We start from the raw sequence: 25,038 nt of genomic DNA on the forward strand, positions 1-25,038 counted from the left end.
TTCCTGTTGTGACAATTGGCACGGCACTGTATCGAGCTTATCTTGCTACAGAGAGTTTGGGCAACGGTAGATACAATGCTTCAACGATGTCTGAAAGTACGTGGTCGTAAGTATTGAAGATGGTCAACGATAAGTCTGATGTGACTCCATAAAGCTCTGCTTCTGTTAAATCGACATGACTTCCTGTCACATAGTTATTTAATGTCTGTATTGAGCGTGTGGAAGCAGGAGAAACGATACTAAGCGGAGCGATAACTGCTAATTGATTTAGCTTACGTGTCATAACCGATGCGTAATTTTTGAAACGCTCATTTCCGCCTTGCTCTCCTAAATCTTGAATGCTGATTCGTAACTGAGTCAGGGTCTCCAAGCTATCCATAATGTTTTGCCAGTTCATGTGATACTCATTATGCAAGTCATCTCTTTGCTCAACCGCTAGCCATGCGATGGTTACTTCATCCATCAAAAACAAGCAATGACGAATTAACTTACCATGCTCCATCTGGTTTCTTGCAACACTATGGTCATTCCATTGTTCAAGTAGTTTCCCTACTTTAATCTGTAATACGCGATACATGGGTTTGTTTTCAAACCGTGAGGTTTCGACTAAAAGATGCAGTTTGTTGGTTAGATCGTTATGAAGGACTTCTAATTCTTGTTCGTTATTTTGTTGAAATTGAAGTGAGTAGTGCGTCGCAGCTCGATGGCGTCTCAGCAGATGAACAACATCTCTCAATAATGTTAACAGCTGATATTTACGCGCGTGTTGCTGCTCTCGTTTAGAAGATAAGTGATATATTCCGGCTAAAATAGCGATAGATAATAATGTGGAAATCAAAACAAACATAACCAACTCCTTGTTAGTGTTTGGACCTAGCAAGGAAGGTCTGCAGTTTTGATGCCAAACAAAAATTAAATTAAAACAATTGGTTATATTAAATGTTCTTTTTGAACGGTCGTTATTGGTGCATGGATTCACCAAAGTTGTGAATATGATCAAAAAATCCCTGCCAAATTGGCAGGGATTTTATAGTGTTATATTTGGAATGCGACTTACATTACGCGCATGCCAGGTTGAGCGCCTTCATGTGGCTCAAGAATCCATAAGTCGCTACCACCAGGGCCAGCGGCTAGGATCATGCCTTCTGACATACCAAACTTCATCTTACGAGGTTTTAGGTTTGCTACCATTACCGTTAGTTTGCCTTCTAGCTCTTCAGGTTTGTACGCTGACTTGATGCCAGAGAACACTTGACGAGTTTCACCACCGATGTCCAGTTGGAACTTAAGCAGTTTGTTTGCTTTTGGCACTTCTTCACAAGAGATGATACGAGCGATACGCATATCTACTGCTGCAAAAGCGTCGAACTCAATCTCTTCAGCGATTGGCTCTTTGTCTAGCTCAGTTTGGCTAGCCTTGTTCTTTTCCGCTTCTGCTTTCTCTTTCGCCGCCATTTCTGCCGCCGCATCTTCTTTAGATGCTTCGATCATCGCTTCAACATTCTTCGGATCGATACGGTTGAAGAGTGCTTTGAACTTAGTGATCTCGTGGCCTGTGAGTGGCGCAGCGATGTTTTCCCAAGTCAGCTCTTGGTTTAGGAATGCTTCAGTACGTGCAGCTAGCGCAGGCATTACTGGTTTCAGGTAAGTCATCAGTACACGGAACAGGTTGATACCGACAGAACAGATGTCTTGTAGCTCCTGATCTTTGCCTTCTTCTTTTGCTACAACCCACGGTGCTTTTTCATCAACGTATTGGTTAGCTTTGTCTGCCAGTGCAGTGATTTCACGGATTGCACGACCAAATTCACGTGTTTCGTAAAGCTCAGCGATACGGTCAGCCGCAGCAACAAATTCGTTGTAAAGCTCAGGCTCTGCAAAGTTGTCAGACAGTTTGCCTTCAAAACGTTTCGCGATGAAGCCTGCATTACGCGATGCGAGGTTAACGATCTTGTTAACAACATCAGCGTTTACGCGCTGAGTGAAGTCTTCAAGGTTAAGATCTAGATCGTCGATACGGCTGTTTAGCTTCGCCGCGTAGTAGTAACGTAGACACTCAGGGTCTAGGTGCTCTAGGTAAGTGCTCGCTTTGACGAAAGTACCTTTAGACTTCGACATTTTCGCGCCGTTTACCGTTACGTAGCCGTGTACGAATACGTTGTTTGGTTTACGGAAGCCAGAACCTTCTAGCATTGCTGGCCAGAATAGACTGTGGAAGTAAACGATGTCTTTACCGATGAAGTGGTACAGTTCTGCTGAGCTGTCTTTTTTCCAGTACTCGTCGAAATCTAGGTCGTCGCGCTTGTCACATAGGTTTTTGAAAGAGCCCATGTAGCCGATAGGTGCGTCTAGCCATACGTAGAAGAATTTGTTCCTCTCTCCTGGGATTTCGAAGCCAAAGTATGGCGCATCACGTGAGATATCCCATTGCTGCAAACCAGATTCGAACCATTCTTGCATCTTGTTCGCGGTTTCAGCTTGTAGCGAGCCAGAGCGAGTCCACTCTTTTAGCATGCTTTCAAACTGAGGCAGGTCGAAGAAGAAGTGCTCAGAATCTTTCATTACTGGCGTCGCACCAGAAACCGCAGATTTAGGATTGATCAGTTCTGTTGGGCTGTAAGTCTCGCCACAGTTGTCACAGTTGTCACCGTACTGGTCTTCTGACTTACATTTTGGACACGTACCTTTTACGAAACGGTCCGGTAAGAACATCTCTTTTTCTGGGTCGAACAGCTGAGAGATAGTGCGGCTAGAGATAAAGCCGTTTTTCTTCAGCTCAAGATAAATGTGTGACGCTAGCTCACGGTTCTCATCTGAGTGTGTGCTGTGGTAGTTATCAAAGCTGATATCAAAGCCAGCAAAGTCTTTCTGGTGCTCTTCGCTAACTGCGGCAATCATTTCTTCAGGAGTAATACCCATCTGTTGCGCTTTAAGCATGATTGGCGTGCCATGAGCATCGTCAGCACAGATGAAGTTTACAGTGTTGCCGCGTAGGCGTTGGTAACGAACCCAAATGTCCGCTTGGATATGCTCAAGCATATGGCCAAGGTGGATCGAACCGTTAGCGTACGGAAGGGCACAAGTTACCAGCATTTTCCTTGACGGAAAGTTTCTTGGATCGTTTGCCATACTTAATATTCGCTTTTCTTGATAGGTATAAATAAATTTTGATGGATAATACTACCCCATGAACTCACTAACTCCAAGGTGTCAAACTGCGGAATGCCTTAGTTTTTTTGGGGTTCTGGTTGAGGCAGGACGGTGTTAGCATGACATCTAAAAGGAGGACTTATGCATCAGTTCACTTCAAAACAAGATTTTTGTCACTGGTTTAACCAATTCCAGCATCCACAGTTGGTGGAAAATTGGGCAGATATTCATGGCGCAATTTCGATTACGGCACAAGGTTCTGTTGAGATAACGTTGCCATTCGCAAGTAATGAGCTTCAAACCATATTGCATGACTGGATTAAACAGCAACAAACCGCAGGTAAAGTGGCTGAATTCCCATTCAATATTCGCCTTGGAGTTAAAGCATTAGAAACTCAAGTGGCCAATCCGGTTAAAGGTGTTAAGAACATCATTGCCGTTAGTTCTGCGAAAGGTGGGGTCGGTAAATCAACGACTGCGGTTAACTTAGCGTTGGCGATTGCTCAATCTGGGGCGAAAGTGGGATTGTTGGATGCGGATATCTACGGACCTTCCGTCCCTATGATGTTAGGGCAAGAAGATGCAAAACCAGAAGTTCGTGATGGTAAGTGGATGGAGCCCATTTTCGCTCACGGCATCTATACTCACTCTATCGGCTATTTAGTGGACAAATCAGAAGCGGCAATATGGCGCGGTCCAATGGCTTCAAAAGCGTTGTCGCAGTTATTAACGGAAACAGACTGGCCCGATTTAGATTATTTGGTGATTGATATGCCGCCAGGCACGGGTGATATACAGTTGACGTTGTCACAACAGATTCCGGTGACAGGTAGTGTGTTAGTCACTACACCGCAAGACTTGGCGCTTGCCGATGCAAGAAAGGGAGCGGCAATGTTTAACAAAGTCCATGTCCCGGTTATCGGTGTTGTGGAAAACATGAGTTATCACATTTGTAGTCAATGTGGCGCGAAAGAGCATATTTTTGGCATGGGTGGTGCAGAAAAAATGTCGCAAGAGTTTGGCTTAGCACTGCTAGGACAAATTCCGCTTCATATCTCTATGCGAGAAGATATTGACGCTGGCGTGCCAACAGTAGCAAGGCGCCCAGAAAGTGAGCATGCAGGGTATTACAAGCAGCTTGCCGATCGCGTATGTAGCACGATGTTTTGGCAAGGCAAAGCAAAACCAGATGCGATTAGCTTTACAATGGTGAACTAAGTTTACTATGCCTATTGGTTGATAATTGCACATTTTAACGTTTGCTCGGAGGTTAATCCTCTGAGCTGGCAGAAACTTATGACTAAACCCTAATTCCAGCTAGTAACTATGGGGTGAACTCCCTATAATCAGGCAGTTTATCTTTTTATGTGACTAGAAATCATCATCGGGTGCAAACTAATGTCTGATAATAATCAATGCGTCATCGTAGGTATTGCTGGCGCTTCTGCTTCTGGAAAAAGTCTGATCGCGAGCACTATTTATAATGAGCTTCGCGCGAAAGTAGGCGATCATCAAATCGGTGTCATCACGGAAGATTGCTACTACAACGACCAAAGCCACCTAAGCATGGAAGAGCGAGTAAAGACGAACTACGATCACCCGAGTGCGTTGGACCACGACCTACTGTGTGAGCACCTTGAAAAATTGGTACGTGGTGAAGCAGTAGAAGTACCTGAGTACAGCTACACTGAACACACAAGAACAAGTAACACGACCACAATGACGCCTAAAAAGGTGATCATTCTAGAAGGTATCCTTCTTCTTACTGACCCTCGTCTTCGTGATTTGATGCACGCGACAGTATTTATGGATACACCGTTAGATATTTGCTTGCTTCGTCGTGTTAAGCGTGACGTGGAAGAACGAGGCCGAACTATGGAATCTGTTCTCAAGCAGTATCAACAAACAGTACGTCCGATGTTCATGCAGTTTATCGAACCTTCTAAGCAATATGCGGACATTATTGTTCCTCGCGGTGGTAAAAACCGTATCGCAATCGATGTATTAAAAGCTCACATTGCAAGACTTTTGAAAGCTTAAGCCTTTAGACGGCTATATCGCTTTATTTTTAAGAGAAGAAGTGGCACCTTAAGTGCCACTTCTTTTTTTGTTTTTAAATTAGTCAGTTGCAGGTTAAAACCAGACATTTTTCACGCTTTTGTGGAACTGTCAGCGGTAAATGGAGTCTGCGCTTATAATTGTAAAAACACTCGAGCAAGGAAAAACAAATGAAGAAACTGCTCTTAATTCTAGCAATACCGATTGTGGTCATTTTGGTCGCAATTTTAGCGTTAACCATCTTCGTCAATCCTAACCAGTTTAAGCCCCTTATTGTTGAGCAAGCGCAAAAGCAAACCGGTTTAGAACTAGTGATTGAAGGAGATATCAGTTGGCAATTTTTCCCATCGATCGGCTTTGAGTTGGGACATACAGAATTGCGAAACCCACAAGGCTTTAGTAAACCCAATTTATTCAAAGTTGATACCGTTGGTGTAGATATCTCTGTCATGCCACTTTTTAGTCAACAGCTTGAAATTGGAAACGTCACGCTTGATGGGGCTGAGTTCTATATCGAAACCAAGAAAGATGGCAGCAAGAATATTGATGCATTGACGAAAGCCCAAACACAACAAGCAGAGCAAGCGAGCGATACTGCGCCTACGCAAAATGGTGAAACGCAGCCTTCTGGCTCTGATTGGAGCATTAATCTTGCTGGTGTTACGGTTTCTAATGGCTCATTAGAAATGCAGGATAAGCAAGCCGGTAGTTACACCAAACTTTATGATATCTCATTAAACCTTTCCGAATTCGCTTTTGACAACTGGACAACGGCTGATTTTGGCGTGAAGGGCGAAATGAATGACCAAAAGTTCACAGCGAAAGGTCAGGCCGACTTTAAGCTAGAAAAAGGTTTGGCAAACTACGCGCTAAAGAACATCAACTTTGATGCGACATACTCTGACCCTGCCAATAAGATTGAATCGGCAACGATCGGTTTAGATACGTTTGAATTCGATAAAGTAAATAACCTGACTTATGCCATGAAAGGCGACGCTGGTGGTATGAAGTTAGATATGCAGGGTGCTGGTCAACTTAGCGTGGACAAGGCTATCAGCAAAGTGCAGTTGGATAAGTTAACTCTTAAATCGACTTTTGAGGGGGATGCTTTACCTCAGTCACCGATGAAAGTCGACATGGTGTCTGATCTGTCTTTCGACCTGACGAAAAACCACCTGAGTTTTGTCCTAGAGAAGTTAACAGCGAATGCTATCGCCTTAGATGGTAAGGCTGATGTGACACTCAGTGATATTCCTAAAGTACGATTTGCTCTCCACAGCCCAAATATCGATCTTGATGAGTTCTTAGGGTTAGATAAGCAAGCTGCCGAAGGTAATAAGCCTGCTTCTGGTGGCGAGAGTGCTCCAGCTAGGTCTGAGGTTGAGCCTGATTTGTCTGCGTTGAAAACGTTAGATGTAAAGGGTGACATTACCATCGACAAATTCAAAGCGGCAAATGCGAAGATGGAAGCGGTAAAAACGAGCTTCACTGTAAATCGTGGCGTATTTGAGCTTACATCATTTAGTTCGAAGTTGTACCAAGGCTCAATCTCAGCGACAGCGAAGTTAGATGCACGCCAATCACCAGCGACTTACAGTGTTAAAAAGTCAATCAAAGGCGTGAAAGTTCAACCGCTACTTATAGATGTTGCTGAGAACGACAAACTAGAAGGGACAGGTAACATTGATGTGAATGTTACAGGTAAGAGTCTCACGCCTACCGGTATCAAGAAGAATCTTTCTGGTACGGTTGTTATCAATTTTGCTGATGGTGCGGTGAATGGCATCAACGTTGCTCAGTTGATTCGTGAAAACTACGCGAAATTTAAAGGGCAAAAAGTCGAAGGCACCAATGAAGCTAAGAAAACAGACTTCAGTGCGATGACGGCGACATTGAAACTCAACAAAGGTGTTGTATCAACGGATAATATGCAAGCTCAGTCTCCATTGTTACGTGTTCGTGGTAAAGGTACCGCAAACTACATCAATGAAACAGTCGACTTTACTATCAGCACGTCAGTTGTAGGCAGCCTAGAAGGCCAGGGCGGTAAAGATATAGATGAGCTGAAAGACATCACGATTCCAATCAATGTGTCTGGTAAGTGGGCAGAACCTAAATTCAAGCTCGTATTCGATGATGTTCTGAAGCAGAAAGCTCAGAAAGAAATCGATCGTGGCGTAGAGAAGCTAACGGACAAAATCAAAGACGAGAAAACCAAAGATGCGGTCGATGGTTTATTGAAGAATCTTTTCAACTAACCGTGCGTGAAAATCAAAAGGGTTGGCATTTTGCCAACCCTTTTTAAATTACTCTGCGAGTGTTACCAATCGACGCCTTTGAGGGCTTTTACGCCAGATTCAAATGCGTGCTTTACATTTTTCACTTCAGAAACGGTATCGGCCATTTCAATCAGGGTTCGATGTGCGCCACGCCCAGTAATAATAACCGACTGCATTTTAGGTCTGTTGCTCAGTGCTTCGACCACTTCGTCTAAGTCGATGTAGCCGTAGCTCACCATATAAGTTAGCTCGTCAAACAAGATGACATCGATAGAGTCGTCTTGCAGCATGCGCTTACATTCTTGCCATACGCCTTGCGCTGCTTCGGTATCAGCGGCTTTGTTTTGAGTTTCCCATGTAAAGCCGGTCGCCATTACTTGGAATTCAACGCCGAGTTTCTCAAGTAGGTTGCGCTCACCATTATCCCAAGTACCTTTAATAAACTGCGCGACAGCACAATTCAAACCATGACCCACTGCGCGTGCTATCGTACCGAACCCTGATGTCGATTTACCTTTACCATTTCCGGTAATGATCAGTAGCAGACCTTTTTCCTCTTGAGCAGCAGCAATTTTTGCGTCTACCTGTTCTTTGACTTTTTGTTGGCGAGCCTTATGGCGTGCTTCTTTATTTTCTTCGATAGACATAATACTTCCTCAATTCCTTTTTGTGCTTTGCCTAAGCTGATTTGGGTTCATTGATTTATCTCGCTATGATAGACCAACATATCGTGAAGAAAAACCACCGATAATTCAGGGAATAAAATGAAGAAAATACTTGTTGTTTGTATGGGAAACATTTGTCGGTCACCAACCGGAGAAGCAGTGTTAAGAGCGAAAGCTCAAGAGTTGGGTATTGCCGTGGAGGTTGATTCGGCAGGTACGATTGGCTACCACGCAGGAAGCCCACCGGATTCAAGGGCAATGGCCGCAGGAAAGCCGAGAGGTTATTCTTTTAAAGGAATGCAAGCGCGCCAAGTCACCATTGATGACTTTGAAAAGTTTGACCTTATATTAGCCGCGGATAAAGCAAATTTGGCCGATTTATTGGATATTTGTCCGTTGAAGTATCGACACAAAGTATCGTTATTTTTAAGTCATTCTGGGTCAGGTTACGACGAAGTCCCTGATCCATATTATGGTGTAGAAGATGGCTTTGAACTGGTGCTTGATTTAATCGAAGAGGCATCAGACGCGATTTTGAAGAAGCTATAATCGCCGGGCTTGAAGACAATAGAAAAAAGGATGAGCTGAGCTCATCCCTTTTTATTCGTGTTAACCCGCTAGAATGTCGGTTGCGACTTTGTAGCTTGGGTCTTCCTTCACGTTAATTTCAACCAAGCTACCCGCTTTATCTAAAAGCTTGCGGCAATCTGGACTTAGGTGGCGAAGGTGTAGTGTTTTACCTTGAGAGTTGTAACGCTCTGCTAGTGTTTCAATCGCTTCAATTGCGGAGTGATCAGTCACGCGAGAATCTGCAAAATCGACAATCACATCTTTTGGATCTTCAGGCGCGTTAAACAACTCCAAGAAGTTAGCGGCAGAACCAAAGAAAATAGGACCGTGAATCTTGTACTCTTTTGAACCTTCCTCGTTTAAGCATGTGTCGGCATAGATGTGCTTAGCGTGTTGCCATGCAAACATTAATGCAGAAACAATAACACCAACCGCTACGGCAACGGCTAGGTCAGTAAGAACAGTAACAACGGTCACAAGAACAATAACGAAGAAGTCTTGCTTCGGTACGCGACGCGCTAGTTTAAATGTTGCCCATTCGAATGTACCAATTACAACCATGAACATCACACCAACCAGAGCAGCGAGTGGGATCATTTCAATTAACGAAGAAGCGAATAAGATAAACATCAATAGAGCGATAGCAGCAACGATACCAGATAGACGACCGCGACCACCTGAGTTTACGTTGATCATCGACTGACCAATCATTGCACAACCACCCATAGCACCAAACACAGAACAGGTCATGTTTGCCATACCTTGACCGATACATTCGCGGTTAGATTGACCACGAGTGTTCGTCATCTCATCTAAAACTGTCAGCGTTAGCAGAGATTCAATTAGACCAATGGCCGCTAGAATGATCGCGTATGGAAGAATGATTTGTAGAGTTTCTAGCGTAAATGGCACCGCCGGAATAGAGAAGGTCGGCAGTGAACCTGCGAGTGTTGCCGCTTCATCACCAGACATTGTACGCAAGAAGTCAACAACAGTGCGAGTTTCCAGATCCAAACCAACCACTAAAGCAGTCACCGTTACGATTGCAACAAGTGAAGAGGGTACAGCCGTTGTGATTTTTGGTAGAAAGTGAATGATTGCCATAGTTAGCGCAACCAAACCAAGCATTAGCAGCATTTGGTCTTGTGGTAGCCAAGTAAGCATGCCGTTGATATCTGGCGCTTTAAACTGACCCAACTGAGCTAGGAAGATAACAATAGCCAGACCGTTCACAAAACCAATCATCACAGGGTGAGGCACGATACGGATGAACTTACCCAATTTAAACATACCAGCGGCAATTTGAAGAATACCAGCGAGCATGATGGCTGCGAATAGGTACTGGACACCGTGAGTCGCGACAAGCGAAACCATTACGACTGCCATGGCACCTGTTGCACCAGAGATCATGCCGGGACGACCACCGAAAATGGAAGTAATAAGACCAACGATGAATGCAGCGTAAAGACCGACCATCGGATCTACGCCTGCGACGAACGCAAATGCGACAGCTTCAGGAACCAATGCTAGCGCAACGGTTAAGCCTGATAGCACATCATTTTTTACGGAGTGCTTAGAAAATTGGGGAAATTCGAACATGTTTGTTTTTAAGTTCTCTTTGCAATGAGTTAAACCCGACACATATTCGTATTTGCACAAGCCACTGAGTGGTTGATTTCTAATCAAACATTGCAGTGTAAACCGTAGTATTAAAAGAGCAGCATCAGAATGGTGTCGAAAACTTGAGTCGGCGCATGCTACCGAAAAGTGTGATTAAGTTCAAGAATGATACGAATAATGGCGTACAAATGTGATCACGAATTGGTATTTATATGAACAATTTATTGGGCAGATATGAAGATAAAAAAGGCTACCAGATGGTAGCCTTTAATTTATTTATGCCGTTAAGCAGTTGAACGTAATGATTTAGCCTAGTTAAAGTTAGGCTTTGTCATCTCTGCCGATGCGCGGTTTTTAGCCACTTGGCTACCCGCACCTTTAGCTTGGTAACGTTCGGTTTTGAACGGTGCTGCTGCAACAGTGATTTCGCGTAGCTCTTGAGGGCCAGGTGCTTTTGTCATCGGTGCGCTAGCGTTTAGCTTAGCAGCAACTTTGATGGCTTCGACTTTAGGCTCTGGTTTAGCTACTGGCGCTTCGGCTGCAATCTCTTTTGCTGCTTCAACCACAGGCTCTTCAGCTGGTGCCGTTTCTACAATGGCATCAACCGGTTCAGCATGTTCAGTTGCAGGAGTTTCAACGATAGGCTCTACAGAGGCTGTTTCTACTACTGCCGATTCAGTTTTTTCTGCGATTACTGCTTCCACAACAGGTGCTTCTACTGCTGGAGATTCAACTTTCGCTTCAACTGTTTCTTGAACCTTTGATTCAACAACTGGTGCTTCTGTTACAACAGGTTGCTCGCGTCGAATAATCACTTTACCCATAGCCATTTCTGGGCAAGCAAAACCACCTTGCATTGTAGGTACTGCTGCTACTGCTTCTTCCTTAACTTGCTCTTCTTTCTTAGGTGCTGGTTTCGGAATGTAGCGTGGCATTACTTTACCCATAGCCATCTCAGGAGAAGCTACACCACCTTTACGCAGGCGGAACGGGTTAGGACGGCGATCGCGACCACGGCGACGGCGCTGACCGCTTGCACGCAGGTGACGTGGCGAACGACGGTTACGACGTTGCTTAGACTCTGCTTGCTTGTTGTCTTGCTGTGCTTCTACCGCTGCTTCTGTTGGCTTCTCAACTTTGGTTTCAACTGTTTCTTGAGTCTTAACCGCCGTTTCTTCTGTTTTCTTCTCAACCGCTTCTTGGTCTTTAACGCGTACAGACTTGTTCAGTTTGCGACGTTGGCGACGCTCCTTCACTTTTTCTGCTTTCGTGTTTTGTTGCTTTGGTTTGCTCTCTTCTGGTTTTGTTTCAGTTCGAGCTTCCGCTGCTAGCTGCAGACCTTTTTCCGCTACTTTTGCATTTGCTTTTTGCTCTTGGGCTTTGTCTGCTTGTTGAGCTTTAGGCTTACGCTTTTGGTTGCGGTTTTGCTGTTTATTGGTTTGTTGTTGCGCTTCGTTTTGCTCATTCGCTTGCTCATCACGAGGCTTACGACGACGTCGGTTATCACGGTTATCACGATTGTCGCGGTTCTCACGATTATCGCGTTGGTTGTTATTGCGACGACGATCATTGCGATCACGTTTGTTGCGTCGATTATCGCGATTTGGCTTTTTCTCTTCCTGAGGTTTCGGTTCTTCTTTTACTTCTTCAGAACCGCCGAATAGGAAACTACCAAGTGCTTTAAACAAACGGCTGAACAGTCCAGGTTTTTCTTCTTGTTCAACTTTCTGTTCTTTCTTCTTCGCCTCAGGGGCAGGTTTAGCTGCTGGTGCAGGTGCCGTTTGAGAAGGAGCCGCAAAGCCTTTAAGAACAGGTTCTTCGATTCGTTTAGGTTTTACGTCAACTTCCGCTGGCTCTTTACCTTCCGCTTCTTTCATTGCTTCCAGTTTTTTAGGAAGTAGGTAAGAAATCAGATCGAACTCTTCACCTTCACGAACACGGATAACTTCGAAGTGCGGCGTTTCCATGTCAGAGTTTGGAACAACCGTAATCTTCACTTCTTGAATGCGTTCGATATGGTTAACTGAACGACGTTTTTCGTTCAACAAGTAAGAAGCGATTGGCACAGGTACAACTGCGAGAACTTGCGCTGTATTGTCTTTCAGTGCTTCCTCTTCGATTAAACGAAGTACAGAAAGTGCTAGAGATTCGTTGTCGCGAACGACTCCAGTACCGCTACAGCGAGGACAGATGTGGTGGCTTGCTTCTGCTAGAGAAGGGCTTAAACGTTGACGTGACATCTCCAATAAACCAAAGCGAGAAATACGACCGATTTGTACACGAGCGCGATCAAGACGAACGGCTTCACGTAGACGGTTTTCTACTTCTCGTTGGTGGCGAACAGGTGTCATATCGATAAAGTCGATAACCACTAAGCCACCCAAGTCACGTAGACGTAACTGGCGAGCAATTTCGTCGGCTGCTTCTAGGTTCGTGTTTAGAGCTGTTTCTTCAATATCGCCGCCCTTGGTTGCACGAGCAGAGTTGATATCGATAGACGTTAGTGCTTCGGTTGGGTCAATAACAATAGAACCACCAGATGGCAGACGCACTTCACGTTGGAAAGCTGATTCAATTTGGCTTTCGATTTGGTAGTGGCTGAATAGTGGAACTTCGCCTTCATATTTCTTAACGCGGTTAAGGAAATCAGGGCGCACCAATTGAATGTGCTCTTTTGCACGTTCGTAGATGGTGTTGCTGTCAATTAAGATTTCGCCAATATCACGACGCAAATAGTCACGGATTGCACGAACGATAACGTTACTTTCTTGGTGGATTAAGAATGGAGCAGGGTTCGAGTCCGCTGCACCTTTGATTGCACCCCAGTGGTTAAGTAGTACATTCAAATCCCACTCAAGTTCTTCAGCACTCTTGCCAACGCCAGCAGTACGTACGATTAGGCCCATGCCCTGAGGCAGTTCCAAAGTACTTAATGCGGCTTTTAGTTGAGTACGCTCGTCACCTTCGATTCGGCGAGAAATACCGCCTGCGCGAGGGTTGTTAGGCATCAGAACAAGGTAACTACCAGCAAGAGAAATGAAAGTAGTAAGAGCTGCGCCCTTGCTTCCACGTTCTTCTTTTTCCACTTGAACGATAACTTCTTGGCCTTCCGTTAGCACTTCTTTGATGCTTGGACGACCTTGGTAGGTGTAACCTTCAGGGAAATATTCGCGGGCAATTTCTTTGAGAGGGAGGAAACCGTGACGCTCGGCGCCGTAATCAACAAATGCGGCTTCTAAGCTTGGTTCGATACGTGTGATACGTCCTTTGTAGATATTCGCTTTTTTAGATTCATGACCTGGACTCTCGATATCAAGATCGAAAAGTCGCTGGCCATCAACCAGAGCGACACGCAACTCTTCTTTTTGAGTTGCGTTAATTAACATTCTTTTCATTGAAAATTCTCGTTGTCTTTTCTTTTATATCTTTCTTGTCGACTTGCCACTGTTTTTTCGCTCTTTCACGGTGCCTGATCCCATGGCTTGTATTTTGCAGCCTCCCGGCTGGAAGGGGATGCTCTCGGGCACTTCAGTCATCACAAGCCTCTTGCGGTTTCTGTTGGAAACGTAGACTTGTGACCCGCTATTTGGGCGGTAGGTACTCAACGTGAATATGCGAGGAGTAGGGTGGCAAGAGTGTTGAATTCGATGTGTCTCACGCCAATGCTGCACTCGACCTTCAACGATCTACTCACATTGCTTGAGGATAAATGATTGGTAATGAATAAAATGTAACCAAACCTTCCTTAGCAGCTGTGAACTATAGCAGTGCGCGTGGCTATCAGCAATCTGCTTTCACGCAAACGATAGAAAATTTGCCGCTAAACTCAAAATTTCTAATTTATAACTGGCTGTTTCATAAGCAATTGAGATGTGTAAACTGATCAAGACAGAAAACAAATTGAGAACTCGATTGAGAGTTTTAATAATTTAAACAAAAGCTTGGCGAAATTTAGACCAGTTTGTACTATCAAGTGTTTCTTTTACGACAAGAATAATGTGAAGTCGCGCGAAATTGAGTTTACAATACCGCCCATGAGCGAAATAAGAACAAAAGTCCAGTTCGTCGACATTGACGAAGATATGGCGGGTCAGCGCATTGATAATTTTTTGCGCAACCAATTAAAAGACATCCCTAAAAGCATGATTTACCGAATCGTGCGTAAGGGCGAAGTACGTGTAAATAAAAAGCGTATAAAAGCAGAGTACAAGTTAAAAGCAGGCGATCTCGTTCGTATTCCACCGGTGACAGTCGAGAAAAAAGATGACGATGTCGCGCCAAGTACGAAACTAAACAAAGTCGCAGAGTTGGAAGATATGATCATCTTCGAAGATGATCATATGTTGATTCTAAACAAACCATCTGGTACCGCTGTGCATGGTGGCAGTGGCTTAAAGTTTGGCGCGATTGAAGCGCTTAGAGCTCTGCGTCCTCAAGCTCGCTTTCTTGAACTTGTGCATCGTATTGACCGTGATACTTCAGGTATCTTGCTGGTTGCTAAGAAGCGTTCTGCACTTCGTCACTTGCAAGCCCAGTTTCGTGAAAAGACAGTGAAGAAGTTTTACTTAGCTCTTGTCATGGGACAATGGAAAAGCAGTTGTAAGGTTGTGAACGCGCCACTGCTTAAAAACGAAGTGAACAGTATTGTTCGTGTTAACCCTAACGGTAAGCCGTCTGAAACGCGTTTTAAGATTTTGGAAAAGTTTGAACAAGCAACATTGATTCAAGCGAGTCCGATTACTGGTCGAACTCACCAAATCCGAGTTCATACACAATACACGGGCCACCCAATCGCTTGGGATGATCGCTACGGTGACCGTCGCTTTGATGCTTACACAGGTCAAGTTGGTTTAGACCGTTTGTTCCTACACGCGGCAAACATCAAGTTCCAACACCCATCAAATGATGAGTGGATGGAAATCAACGCACCGATGGAACCGAAGCTAGAAAAAGTGTTGGCGGGTTTAAGAAACGCGTAATCATGTTTTCCTCGTGGACACGAAAAGGGAGCCTGTGGTTCCCTTTTTTAGTATTTGGAGCAAAGGACATCGAGTCCCTGAACATGCAACATATCAATCAAATCAATCAGTGGTAGCCCGACAAGTGTATTCGGATCTTTCCCCACTAATTTGTTAAACAAACAAATTCCCATTCCTTCGCTTTTAAAGCTGCCTGCGCAGTAAAAAGGTTCTTCCCTGTCGACGTAGCGTTCGATTTGTTCAAGCGTCAAATCTCTAAAGTGTACTTCGAAAGAATCAAAGCCGACTTCTGTATGGTTTGTGACGGTGTTATGTACCGCAAGACCAGTATAGAAAGTGATGACTTTTCCACTTTGAGCCAAAAGTTGATTTATTGCGTTGTCTCTATTTAAAGGTTTGCCAACGATTTCACCATTAATGACACAAACCTGGTCACTGCCGATAACTAAACTTGCTTTATCCGTCTGGCAAGATGTTGCTTTCTCTTGGGCCAATCTTTGCACCAGTTCAAGAGGCGTTTCCTGGTCAAACGGTGTTTCATCGCAATCAGGTGATAAACAAATGAACGGTAGTGAAAGCTTTTCAAGCAGTTGTTTACGAAAAGGGGAGGTTGAAGCTAAAACCAGTTGGTAATTTTTCATTTTGAATTACAATTCGTGGGAGCATTTCCGATAGGATAATCGATCAAAAATGATTCTGGCTAATGCTCTGTATGTTAAGCGTAAAAAAGTACAACTTTTTTGCCTTTTTCTTTGACTAATTTTGATTTGGAAGATAATATTCGCGCCCTATGCAAAAGGTAAAAATACCGCGAACGGTTGACCCAGCAAAAGCTGCACAGAAACGATTGGATTACGATGGCATCATCCAAGCTAGTCTTTTCAAGCGCTTAGCGGAAACAACTGAAGGCGTAAAACGCGACGCAGAAGTCTCATTGTCATTTGGGATGGATGAACAGCGACTCGTTGTTATCTCTGGTAAAGCTAACATCGAAGTCGATTTAGAGTGTCAGCGTTGTAATGAGGTATTCGCACATGAGTGCGAAGTTGAATTCCTTTCTACTCCTTACTACGGTGAGAAAACGGAACAGGAAGCACCAGAAATTTATGATTTGGTAGATCTAAATGAATATGGTGAATTAGACCTTATACAACTGGTTGAAGACGAGTTCATCTTAGCATTACCTCAAATTGCGATGCACGATGAAGCGGATTGTAGCGTTGATTCAAATAACATGGTTTTTGGTGAGATTCCTGAAGAAATTGAGGAAGAAAAACCGAATCCATTCGACGTTTTGAAAAGTCTGAAAAAGTAATAGGTGTGGTAACCGATTCTTCTTCAGGTTTTTAACCCAATAGTATAGGAGTAGGGTCAATGGCCGTACAGAAAAACCGTAAAACTCGTTCTAAGCGCGGTATGCGTCGTTCACACGATGCGCTAACTACAGCTGCTCTATCTGTAGACGCGACTTCTGGTGAAACTCACCTACGCCACAACGTAACTGCTGAAGGTTACTACCGTGGTCAAAAGGTTATCAACAAGTAAGGTTGAACCTTTGCAAAGTATTACCGTTGCACTTGATGCAATGGGCGGGGATTTCGGTCCACGCGTAACAGTGCCTGCCGCCGTGCAGGCACTGTCTCATTTCCCAGAGCTAAAAGTGATTCTTATAGGTGATCAATCTCTGATCACGTCTCAATTATCTCAACTCGGTACCTCGACCAGTTCCCGCTTGACTATTCTTCATAGTGAGAAAGTTATCTCGAACTCAGAAAAACCTTCATTGGCACTACGTAATAGCCAAAATAGTTCCATGCGTATGGCTATCGATTTGGTTTCTGAGCAGAAGGCGGATGCTTGTGTTAGTGGTGGCAACACCGGTGCATTAATGGCACTATCGCGTTTCATTCTTAAGTTACTTCCTGGTATTGAACGTCCTGCTTTAGTTTCAGCTTTACCGACAATTACTGGAAAGCGTACTTGGATGCTAGATCTAGGTGCGAATGTATCGTGCGATGCTGATAGTTTGTTCCAATTTGCTGTAATGGGCAGTGCATTAGCAGAAGAACACTTAGGTTGTCCTCCTCGCGTTGCTGTACTCAATATTGGCGCAGAAGAGATTAAAGGTAACGATTTAGTCAAACGTTGCGCAGAAATGCTTTCTCAGACCGACGCGATTAACTTTGTTGGTTATATTGAAGGTAATCAAATTTTGCATGATGTTGCAGACGTCATTGTATGTGATGGGTTTGTCGGCAACGTATGCTTAAAAGCCAGTGAGGGAACAGCTCAACTTTTTATCGAAAAAATTAAAACCAGTATGATGGCGTCAACGATAAAGGGTTGGATTGCTAGAAAGTTGTTTTCTCGGCTATTTAATGAACTAAAAACACTGAACCCCGACCAGTATAACGGCGCAAGTTTGCTAGGATTGCGCGGCATTGTCATAAAAAGCCATGGAAGTGCGGATGTATCTGCGATTGTCAATGCACTTGGCGAGGCAGTACACGAGGTCAAACGACAAGTACCAAGCCGTATTAGCGATCGTTTGGAAGCGGTTTTACTCGAGAGGCATTATTAGTCTTCATGTATAGCAAAATTTTAGGTACTGGCAGCTACCTGCCATCTCAGGTGCGTACAAACGCAGATCTAGAGAAAATGGTAGATACAAGTGATGAGTGGATCGTTGCTCGCACGGGTATTAAAGAGCGTCGAATTGCTGCAGAAAATGAGACTGTAGCGGACATGGCATTCTACGCAGCTGAAAACGCTATCGATATGGCGGGTATTGATAAAAACGATATCGACCTGATTATCGTAGCCACAACGAGCAGTAGCCATACTTTCCCTTCATCTGCGTGTCAGGTGCAGGCAAAGCTTGGCATTAAAGGTTGTCCAGCTTTTGACTTAGCCGCTGCTTGTTCTGGTTTTGTGTACGCATTATCCGTTGCAGACCAACATATTAAATCGGGTATGTGTAAAAACGTACTTGTTATTGGTTCAGATGCTTTGTCTAAAACGTGTGATCCGACAGACCGTTCAACCATTATCCTATTTGGTGATGGTGCTGGAGCCGTTGTCGTAGGCGCTAGCCAAGAGCCAGGTATTATTTCTACCCACATATACTCGGATGGTCAATTCGGTGAGCTACTAAGCCTACCTGTACCTGAGCGTGGTCAAGATGCTGACAAATGGCTTCATATGGCAGGTAACGAAGTATTCAAAGTTGCGGTAACTCAACTGTCTAAACTCGTTAAAGATACGCTTGAAGCCAACAACATGCATAAGTCTGAACTAGACTGGCTAGTACCGCATCAAGCGAACTATCGAATTATTTCGGCAACAGCGAAAAAGCTTTCAATGTCTTTAGACCAAGTCGTAGTGACATTAGACCGACACGGGAACACTTCTGCGGCGACAGTACCGTCTGCGCTGGATGAAGCTGTGCGCGATGGTCGCATTAAACGCGGGCAGACTTTATTGCTAGAGGCGTTTGGTGGCGGTTTCACTTGGGGCTCTGCTCTGGTGAAGTTCTAAGTTTCACGAGAATTCAAAATTTAAGGTGCACTTGTTGCATCTTATTTCTTTTTACTTTGCTTAAAGGAAAACAACATGAGCAAGTTTGCTATCGTATTTCCAGGTCAAGGTTCTCAAGCTGTAGGTATGCTTGCAGAACTAGGCGAACAATATGACGTAGTAAAACAAACATTTGCAGAAGCATCTGACGCACTAGGTTACGATCTATGGGCGCTTGTTCAAAATGGACCTGCAGAAGATTTAAACGAGACTTTCCGCACTCAACCAGCTTTGCTAGCTTCATCTGTTGCAATCTGGCGTGTATGGCAGGAGCTCGGTTTAGAGCAACCAGCAAACCTAGCCGGTCACAGCTTAGGTGAGTATTCAGCACTTGTATGTGCGGGTGTGATTGACTTTAAAGAAGCAATCAAGCTGGTTGAATTACGCGGTAAGCTAATGCAAGAGGCGGTACCAGCAGGTACTGGCGCTATGTACGCGATTATCGGTTTGGCTGATGATGCGATTGCAAAAGCGTGTGAAGACGCAGCGCAAGGTGAAGTGGTCTCTCCAGTAAACTTTAACTCGCCTGGTCAGGTAGTTATCGCGGGTAGCAAAGATGCAGTAGAGCGTGCGGGAGCACTATGTAAAGAAGCTGGTGCGAAACGTGCGCTTCCTCTTCCTGTTTCAGTGCCATCACACTGTGCGCTTATGAAGCCAGCAGCGGAAAAACTTGCAGTAGCTCTTGAGTCTATCGAATTTAACTCACCACAGCTTCCAGTTATCAACAACGTTGATGTGGTCGCTGAAACAGATCCTGCAAAAATCAAAGATGCGCTTGTTCGTCAGCTACATAGCCCAGTTCGCTGGACTGAAACAGTCGAGCTTATGCACGAGCAAGGGGTAGAACAGCTTCTTGAGCTTGGTCCTGGTAAGGTTTTAACAGGTCTAACAAAACGTATCGTGAAAACGCTAACTGCAGCAGCAGTGAATGATGTTGCGTCGCTAGACGCGGCGAAGTAATCCATCAAGCGATAAAACTTGCGATAAGAAAAGGAAACACAACATGATGAATCTAGAAGGTAAGATCGCGCTAGTTACCGGCGCAAGCCGTGGTATTGGCCGCGCGATCGCGGAACTTCTTGTAGAGCGCGGTGCGACGGTTATCGGTACGGCTACTTCTGAAAGTGGCGCTGCAGCTATCAGCGAGTATCTTGGTGATAACGGTAAAGGCCTAGCTCTTAACGTGACTGATGTCGAGTCTATCGAAGCGACACTAAAAACGATCAACGAAGAATTTGGTGTGATCGATATTCTGGTGAATAACGCTGGTATTACTCGTGATAACCTATTGATGCGTATGAAAGATGATGAGTGGAACGACATCATCGATACCAACCTAACGCCTATCTACCGCATGTCTAAAGCGGTTTTACGCGGTATGATGAAAAAACGTGCGGGTCGTATCATCAACGTAGGCTCTGTTGTTGGTACCATGGGTAACGCAGGTCAAACTAACTACGCAGCAGCGAAAGCGGGCGTGATTGGTTTTACTAAATCAATGGCTCGTGAAGTTGCGTCTCGTGGTGTAACAGTGAACACTGTTGCCCCTGGTTTCATCGAAACTGACATGACGAAGGCACTAAATGATGAGCAACGTGCGGCAACGTTGTCGAACGTGCCAGCTGGTCGTTTAGGTGACCCACGTGAAATTGCATCAGCAGTAGTTTTCCTTGCTTCTCCTGAAGCAGCGTACATTACTGGTGAAACTTTGCATGTAAATGGTGGCATGTACATGGTTTAATGAGACAGTTTGTGCAAAATAAGCTATTTTACATTGTGAAAAATAGCCTATAGTTGCAGTTAACTGTCATGAACTTGTCATGCTTATGCGCAAGATTTGTGCATGATTTAAGTCAAAAATGTATTGAAATTCGGTTAAATTCGCTAATTTTGTGGTTTGACCAGCAAGGACCCCCTTGCAACTTTCAATAGTTCGAATAAACTACGGAATCATCGCATTAGGCGAAATCTGTAAAGGAAAAGAAAAATGAGCAACATCGAAGAACGCGTAAAGAAAATCATTGTTGAACAGCTAGGTGTAGACGAAGCAGAAGTTAAAAACGAAGCTTCTTTCGTTGACGATCTAGGTGCTGATTCTCTAGACACTGTAGAACTAGTTATGGCTCTAGAAGAGGAATTCGACACTGAGATTCCTGACGAAGAAGCTGAGAAGATCACTACTGTTCAAGCTGCAATCGACTACGTAAACAGCGCTCAGTAATTAGCTCTCCCAGGCGGTCTCCTAGACCGCCTGTGTTCTTTCTAACTTCTTCTATCCTCTCATAGAAATATTCAATTCCCGGAGAATTATATCGTGTCCAAGCGTCGTGTAGTTGTCACTGGCATGGGTATGTTGTCACCGGTAGGCAACACAGTAGAATCATCTTGGAAAGCCCTGCTAGAAGGTCAAAGTGGTATCGTGAATATCGAGCACTTTGATGCTACGAACTTCTCAACTCGTTTTGCAGGTCTTGTTAAAGATTTCGATTGCACAGAGTACATGTCTAAAAAAGATGCTCGTAAGATGGATCTTTTCATCCAGTACGGCATTGCAGCGGGTATTCAAGCTCTTGATAACTCTGGCTTACAAATTACCGAAGAAAATGCGGCTCGAGTTGGTGTTGCTATCGGCTCAGGCATTGGCGGTCTAGATCTGATCGAAACAGGTCACACTGCATTAGTAGAAAAAGGCCCTCGCAAAGTTAGCCCATTTTTTGTTCCTTCGACCATCGTAAATATGGTTGCAGGTAACCTATCTATCATGCGTGGTCTTCGTGGTCCAAATATCGCGATTTCTACAGCATGTACTACTGGCCTACATAACATCGGTCATGCTGCACGAATGATTGCGTACGGCGATGCAGATGCGATGGTTGCTGGTGGCGCAGAAAAAGCGTCTACGCCTCTTGGCATGGCTGGCTTCGGTGCAGCTAAAGCGCTATCTACTCGTAATGATGAACCTCAAAAAGCGTCTCGTCCATGGGATAAAGGCCGTGATGGCTTTGTTCTAGGCGATGGTGCTGGCATGATGGTGCTTGAAGAGTACGAACACGCGAAAGCACGTGGCGCGAAGATTTATGCAGAACTGGTTGGTTTTGGTATGTCTGGTGATGCTTACCACATGACTTCTCCAAGCGAAGATGGCTCTGGTGGTGCACTTGCGATGGAAGCGGCAATGCGTGACGCGAACATCACAGGCACCCAAGTAGGTTATGTGAATGCTCACGGTACATCTACTCCTGCTGGCGACGTTGCAGAAATCAAGGGCGTGAAACGTGCTCTTGGTGAAGAAGGTGCGAAGCAAGTACTTGTATCATCAACTAAGTCTATGACTGGTCACCTATTAGGTGCAGCAGGCTCTGTTGAAGCAATTATCACGGTTATGTCTTTGGTTGACCAAATCGTTCCACCAACGATTAACCTTGATGATCCAGAAGAAGGTCTAGACATCGACCTTGTGCCGCACACTGCGCGCAAAGTTGAAGGTATGGAATACGCTATCTGTAACTCGTTTGGCTTTGGTGGTACAAACGGTTCCTTGATCTTCAAAAAGTTCGCTGAGTAACACTATCTAACCTTATTTAGATAAGCGAAACTTGTATTCTAACGGCTCGATGCTTAGCATTGAGCCGTTTTGTTTTATTTGTTGTCTGCTAATTTGAAGGTACGCGAATGTTTTGGGTAAATGGAGTTCCACAAACGCATGTAGAACTGGGTGATCGCTCATTCCAATACGGCGATGGAGGTTTTACCACCATCCTGACCCAAAACGGAGAGTTGGTTTACTGGCAAGAACACATTGAGCGTATGAGGTCCTGCCTTGACGCATTGAAGATCTCTTCCCCTGACTGGCAAGTTGTGCATGATTGGGCAAGCAAAGCGGCTTTATCTGACGCACAAGCGGGGGTGAAAATTCACGTTAGCCGTGGTATTGGTGGGCGAGGGTATAGTCCTAATGGGACTGAAGGCCCTATCGTGACGATCTCCAATTTTGCGTTTCCTTCTCATTACTCTTCTTGGCAAGAAAAAGGCGTGGATTTGGGCGTTTGTGAGACTCGTCTCGGGATCCAACCTTTACTTGCTGGACACAAGCACAACAACCGTTTAGAGCAGATTCTCGCCAAGGCTGAAATCGACGATACCGAGTTTGCAGATGCAATAACGTTAAATGTGCAAAACCATGTCATTGAAACTACAATGGCCAACCTTTTTTGGGTTAAAGGTAATAAAGTATTTACACCGGAACTGACCTTATCTGGCGTTGCGGGCGTAATGCGTCGTAAGGTGCTTGAGTTACTAAAAGTAAGTCATATTGAAGTCATCGAGGGACGTTTTATACTTCCAGATTTGCTGAGCGCAGACGAAGCTTTCATGTGTAACTCAATATTAGGTGTCGCACCAATTCGCAGCATAGTGGCATCTAACTCTAAGACTATATTTCCGATAGGAAAATTGACTCAACGACTGCAAGGGAATTTAACTACGTGATTAAAAAACTGTTGGCTTTTGTTGTGCTGATCGCAGTGATAGGCGCAGCAGCTGTTTTTTATATAATTTCACAGGCTAAACAATACGTTGAAAAGCCTATTCTATTGGAACAACCTCAGCTGTTTACTGTAGAAAGTGGTACAAGCTTTCATCATGTCATGCGCGCCTTAGTTGAAGATGAGGTAATTGAAACATCGGAGTACATCCGTTTAATACCTCACTTATATCCAGAACTGTTGCAAGTGCGAGCGGGTACTTATCAACTAGAGCCTGGTATGTCGCTTTCGCAAGCATTGGAGCACCTGAATACCGGAAAAGAATACCAGTTTGCGATCACTTTTGTTGAAGGCAGCCGCTTTTCTGAGTGGGTAGAGCAATTGAAAAGTGCTCCTTATTTAGAGCATGACTTAACCGATCTATCAGAAAAAGACATGGCAGCAAAGTTGGGTATAGAGCGAGAAAAGCTTGAAGGACTGTTTTTAGCAGAAACGTACCATTACACGGCGGGTGCAAGTGAAAGCCAGTTATTAAAACGAGCGCATCGAAAACTCAATAAGATTCTGGATGCTAACTGGGAAGCTCGTCAAGGAAAGCTGCCATTGCAAGACAAATATGAAGCCTTGATTCTGGCGTCTATCATCGAGAAAGAGACGGCCATTGACTCTGAGCGTGAGCGCGTCGCTTCTGTGTTTATCAACCGATTGAACAAACGCATGCGTTTACAAACGGATCCGACGGTTATTTATGGTATGGGTGATGCTTATGACGGAAATATTCGTAAGAAAGATTTGCGCACGCCGACACCATATAACACCTATACCATCAATGGCTTACCTCCAACCCCAATCGCGATGGCAGGTGAAGCCTCTATTGAAGCGGCTTTGAATCCAGAAAGCAGCAACTATTTATATTTCGTAGCAAGTGGAAAGGGCGGACACGTATTTTCGAAATCCCTTGCAGAGCACAATCGTGCTGTTCGAGCCTATTTAAGAGAACTAAGAAAGAACAAATGATGAAAGCAAACTTTATTGTCGTTGAAGGCCTAGAAGGCGCGGGTAAAAGCACTGCGATTAAAACCGTTTTAGATACGCTAAAAGCGGCAGGTATTGAAAATATCGTAAATACTCGTGAGCCAGGAGGCACGCCGCTAGCAGAAAAGATGCGCGCTCTGGTGAAAGAAGAGCATGAAGGCGAAGAACTTAAAGACATGACGGAGTTGCTTCTTCTATATGCTGCACGTGTCCAGTTGGTTGAGAACGTGATCAAACCAGCTTTGGCGAACGGTCAGTGGGTGGTGGGTGACCGCCACGATATGTCGTCGCAGGCTTATCAAGGTGGTGGCCGTCAGATTGACGCGTCGCTAATGAAAAACCTTCGAGACACAACGCTTGGTGATTTTAAACCTGCTTTCACTCTCTATATGGATATCGACCCTCGCGTTGGGCTTGAGCGTGCGCGTGGGCGTGGTGAGCTCGATCGTATCGAGAAGATGGATATCAGCTTCTTTGAACGTACACGAGAGCGTTATTTGGAGATTGCTCATGCTGATCCTTCTGTCATTATCATTAACGCTGAGCAGGCGATCGAAGACGTGTCGCGTGATATTCGGGACGCTCTTAACGAGTGGTTAGCTCGTCAATAATAAGTGAAACT

At 44.6% G+C, this 25,038-nt stretch carries 22 protein-coding genes; 16 read left to right on the top strand and 6 right to left on the bottom strand.

Going from position 1 to position 25,038, the window contains the following annotated elements:
- Nucleotides 1-37: 37 nt before the first annotated feature.
- Together ACZ5ZC_RS22340 and metG are read right to left on the bottom strand one after the other, a co-directional pair.
- Nucleotides 38-847: a hypothetical protein gene (locus ACZ5ZC_RS22340; RefSeq protein ID WP_046874414.1), complete on the bottom strand. Its 810-nt coding sequence runs from the start codon at nt 845-847 to the stop codon at nt 38-40.
- Between the two features lie 206 nt (nt 848-1,053).
- Nucleotides 1,054-3,129, bottom strand: a complete 2,076-nt coding sequence (metG, locus tag ACZ5ZC_RS22345) for a methionine--tRNA ligase (protein ID WP_367001855.1) — start codon at nt 3,127-3,129, stop codon at nt 1,054-1,056.
- A gap of 162 nt (nt 3,130-3,291) precedes the next feature.
- On the opposite strand from metG, the gene apbC reads away from it, so the two are divergent.
- The 3 genes from apbC to ACZ5ZC_RS22360 all read left to right on the top strand — a co-directional run bounded on the left by apbC (nt 3,292) and on the right by ACZ5ZC_RS22360 (nt 7,466).
- On the top strand, nt 3,292-4,368 hold the full coding sequence (gene apbC / locus ACZ5ZC_RS22350) for an iron-sulfur cluster carrier protein ApbC (protein ID WP_124008348.1): 1,077 nt from the start codon (nt 3,292-3,294) through the stop codon (nt 4,366-4,368).
- A 180-nt stretch (nt 4,369-4,548) separates the two neighbouring features.
- Nucleotides 4,549-5,190: a uridine kinase gene (udk, locus tag ACZ5ZC_RS22355; protein WP_005396962.1), complete on the top strand. Its 642-nt coding sequence runs from the start codon at nt 4,549-4,551 to the stop codon at nt 5,188-5,190.
- A gap of 188 nt (nt 5,191-5,378) precedes the next feature.
- Nucleotides 5,379-7,466: an AsmA family protein gene (locus ACZ5ZC_RS22360; RefSeq protein ID WP_464932301.1), complete on the top strand. Its 2,088-nt coding sequence runs from the start codon at nt 5,379-5,381 to the stop codon at nt 7,464-7,466.
- A gap of 62 nt (nt 7,467-7,528) precedes the next feature.
- On the opposite strand, the gene cobO is transcribed toward ACZ5ZC_RS22360, so the two are convergent.
- On the bottom strand, nt 7,529-8,134 hold the full coding sequence (gene cobO, locus ACZ5ZC_RS22365; protein WP_005380837.1) for a cob(I)yrinic acid a,c-diamide adenosyltransferase: 606 nt from the start codon (nt 8,132-8,134) through the stop codon (nt 7,529-7,531).
- Nucleotides 8,135-8,251: 117 nt separating this feature from the next.
- On the opposite strand from cobO, the gene ACZ5ZC_RS22370 reads away from it, so the two are divergent.
- Nucleotides 8,252-8,701 (top strand): low molecular weight protein-tyrosine-phosphatase, encoded by a 450-nt coding sequence (locus ACZ5ZC_RS22370; RefSeq protein WP_054867660.1) that lies wholly within the window; start codon nt 8,252-8,254, stop codon nt 8,699-8,701.
- A 60-nt stretch (nt 8,702-8,761) separates the two neighbouring features.
- Here the strand turns inward: ACZ5ZC_RS22370 and ACZ5ZC_RS22375 are convergent, their stop codons facing one another.
- A complete protein-coding gene (locus tag ACZ5ZC_RS22375) occupies nt 8,762-10,321 on the bottom strand; it encodes a SulP family inorganic anion transporter (RefSeq protein WP_005396973.1) in 1,560 nt (519 codons plus the stop codon).
- Between the two features lie 332 nt (nt 10,322-10,653).
- A complete protein-coding gene (gene rne, locus ACZ5ZC_RS22380) occupies nt 10,654-13,737 on the bottom strand; it encodes a ribonuclease E (RefSeq protein ID WP_150919140.1) in 3,084 nt (1,027 codons plus the stop codon).
- 639 nt (nt 13,738-14,376) lie between these two features.
- On the opposite strand from rne, the gene rluC reads away from it, so the two are divergent.
- Nucleotides 14,377-15,321 carry a 23S rRNA pseudouridine(955/2504/2580) synthase RluC gene (rluC, locus tag ACZ5ZC_RS22385; protein ID WP_005396975.1) on the top strand — a complete coding sequence of 315 codons (945 nt, stop codon included), beginning with the start codon at nt 14,377-14,379 and terminating at the stop codon, nt 15,319-15,321.
- Between the two features lie 47 nt (nt 15,322-15,368).
- On the opposite strand, the gene ACZ5ZC_RS22390 is transcribed toward rluC, so the two are convergent.
- Nucleotides 15,369-15,962, bottom strand: coding sequence for a Maf family protein (locus ACZ5ZC_RS22390; RefSeq protein WP_054867661.1), 594 nt, complete (start codon nt 15,960-15,962; stop codon nt 15,369-15,371).
- A 149-nt stretch (nt 15,963-16,111) separates the two neighbouring features.
- On the opposite strand from ACZ5ZC_RS22390, the gene yceD reads away from it, so the two are divergent.
- The 11 genes from yceD (at nt 16,112) to tmk (ending at nt 25,027) form a co-directional block, all read left to right on the top strand.
- The gene (gene yceD / locus ACZ5ZC_RS22395) at nt 16,112-16,636 is read left to right on the top strand and encodes a 23S rRNA accumulation protein YceD (protein ID WP_005396977.1); all 525 of its coding nucleotides are present in this window, start codon (nt 16,112-16,114) and stop codon (nt 16,634-16,636) included.
- Nucleotides 16,637-16,695: 59 nt separating this feature from the next.
- Complete coding sequence (rpmF, locus tag ACZ5ZC_RS22400) at nt 16,696-16,866, top strand: 50S ribosomal protein L32 (RefSeq protein ID WP_005396978.1); 171 nt, start codon at nt 16,696-16,698, stop codon at nt 16,864-16,866.
- Nucleotides 16,867-16,876: 10 nt separating this feature from the next.
- Complete coding sequence (gene plsX / locus ACZ5ZC_RS22405; RefSeq protein WP_012841590.1) at nt 16,877-17,902, top strand: phosphate acyltransferase PlsX; 1,026 nt, start codon at nt 16,877-16,879, stop codon at nt 17,900-17,902.
- A 5-nt stretch (nt 17,903-17,907) separates the two neighbouring features.
- Nucleotides 17,908-18,858, top strand: coding sequence for a beta-ketoacyl-ACP synthase III (locus ACZ5ZC_RS22410; protein ID WP_005396980.1), 951 nt, complete (start codon nt 17,908-17,910; stop codon nt 18,856-18,858).
- A 75-nt stretch (nt 18,859-18,933) separates the two neighbouring features.
- The gene (gene fabD, locus ACZ5ZC_RS22415; RefSeq protein ID WP_012841591.1) at nt 18,934-19,857 is read left to right on the top strand and encodes an ACP S-malonyltransferase; all 924 of its coding nucleotides are present in this window, start codon (nt 18,934-18,936) and stop codon (nt 19,855-19,857) included.
- A gap of 46 nt (nt 19,858-19,903) precedes the next feature.
- Nucleotides 19,904-20,638, top strand: a complete 735-nt coding sequence (gene fabG, locus ACZ5ZC_RS22420) for a 3-oxoacyl-ACP reductase FabG (protein ID WP_031780596.1) — start codon at nt 19,904-19,906, stop codon at nt 20,636-20,638.
- A 246-nt stretch (nt 20,639-20,884) separates the two neighbouring features.
- Nucleotides 20,885-21,118 carry an acyl carrier protein gene (gene acpP / locus ACZ5ZC_RS22425; RefSeq protein WP_004406112.1) on the top strand — a complete coding sequence of 78 codons (234 nt, stop codon included), beginning with the start codon at nt 20,885-20,887 and terminating at the stop codon, nt 21,116-21,118.
- A gap of 93 nt (nt 21,119-21,211) precedes the next feature.
- On the top strand, nt 21,212-22,462 hold the full coding sequence (gene fabF, locus ACZ5ZC_RS22430; protein ID WP_005396984.1) for a beta-ketoacyl-ACP synthase II: 1,251 nt from the start codon (nt 21,212-21,214) through the stop codon (nt 22,460-22,462).
- A gap of 107 nt (nt 22,463-22,569) precedes the next feature.
- Complete coding sequence (gene pabC / locus ACZ5ZC_RS22435; RefSeq protein WP_464932302.1) at nt 22,570-23,385, top strand: aminodeoxychorismate lyase; 816 nt, start codon at nt 22,570-22,572, stop codon at nt 23,383-23,385.
- The gene (mltG, locus tag ACZ5ZC_RS22440) at nt 23,382-24,398 is read left to right on the top strand and encodes an endolytic transglycosylase MltG (protein ID WP_046874424.1); all 1,017 of its coding nucleotides are present in this window, start codon (nt 23,382-23,384) and stop codon (nt 24,396-24,398) included. The genes pabC and mltG overlap by 4 nt, the downstream gene beginning before the upstream one ends.
- Entirely contained in the window at nt 24,395-25,027 is a 633-nt protein-coding gene (gene tmk / locus ACZ5ZC_RS22445; protein ID WP_054867665.1) for a dTMP kinase, read from the top strand. The genes mltG and tmk overlap by 4 nt, the downstream gene beginning before the upstream one ends.
- Nucleotides 25,028-25,038 lie beyond the last annotated feature (11 nt).

Source organism: Vibrio sp. JCM 18905 (assembly GCF_055393305.1).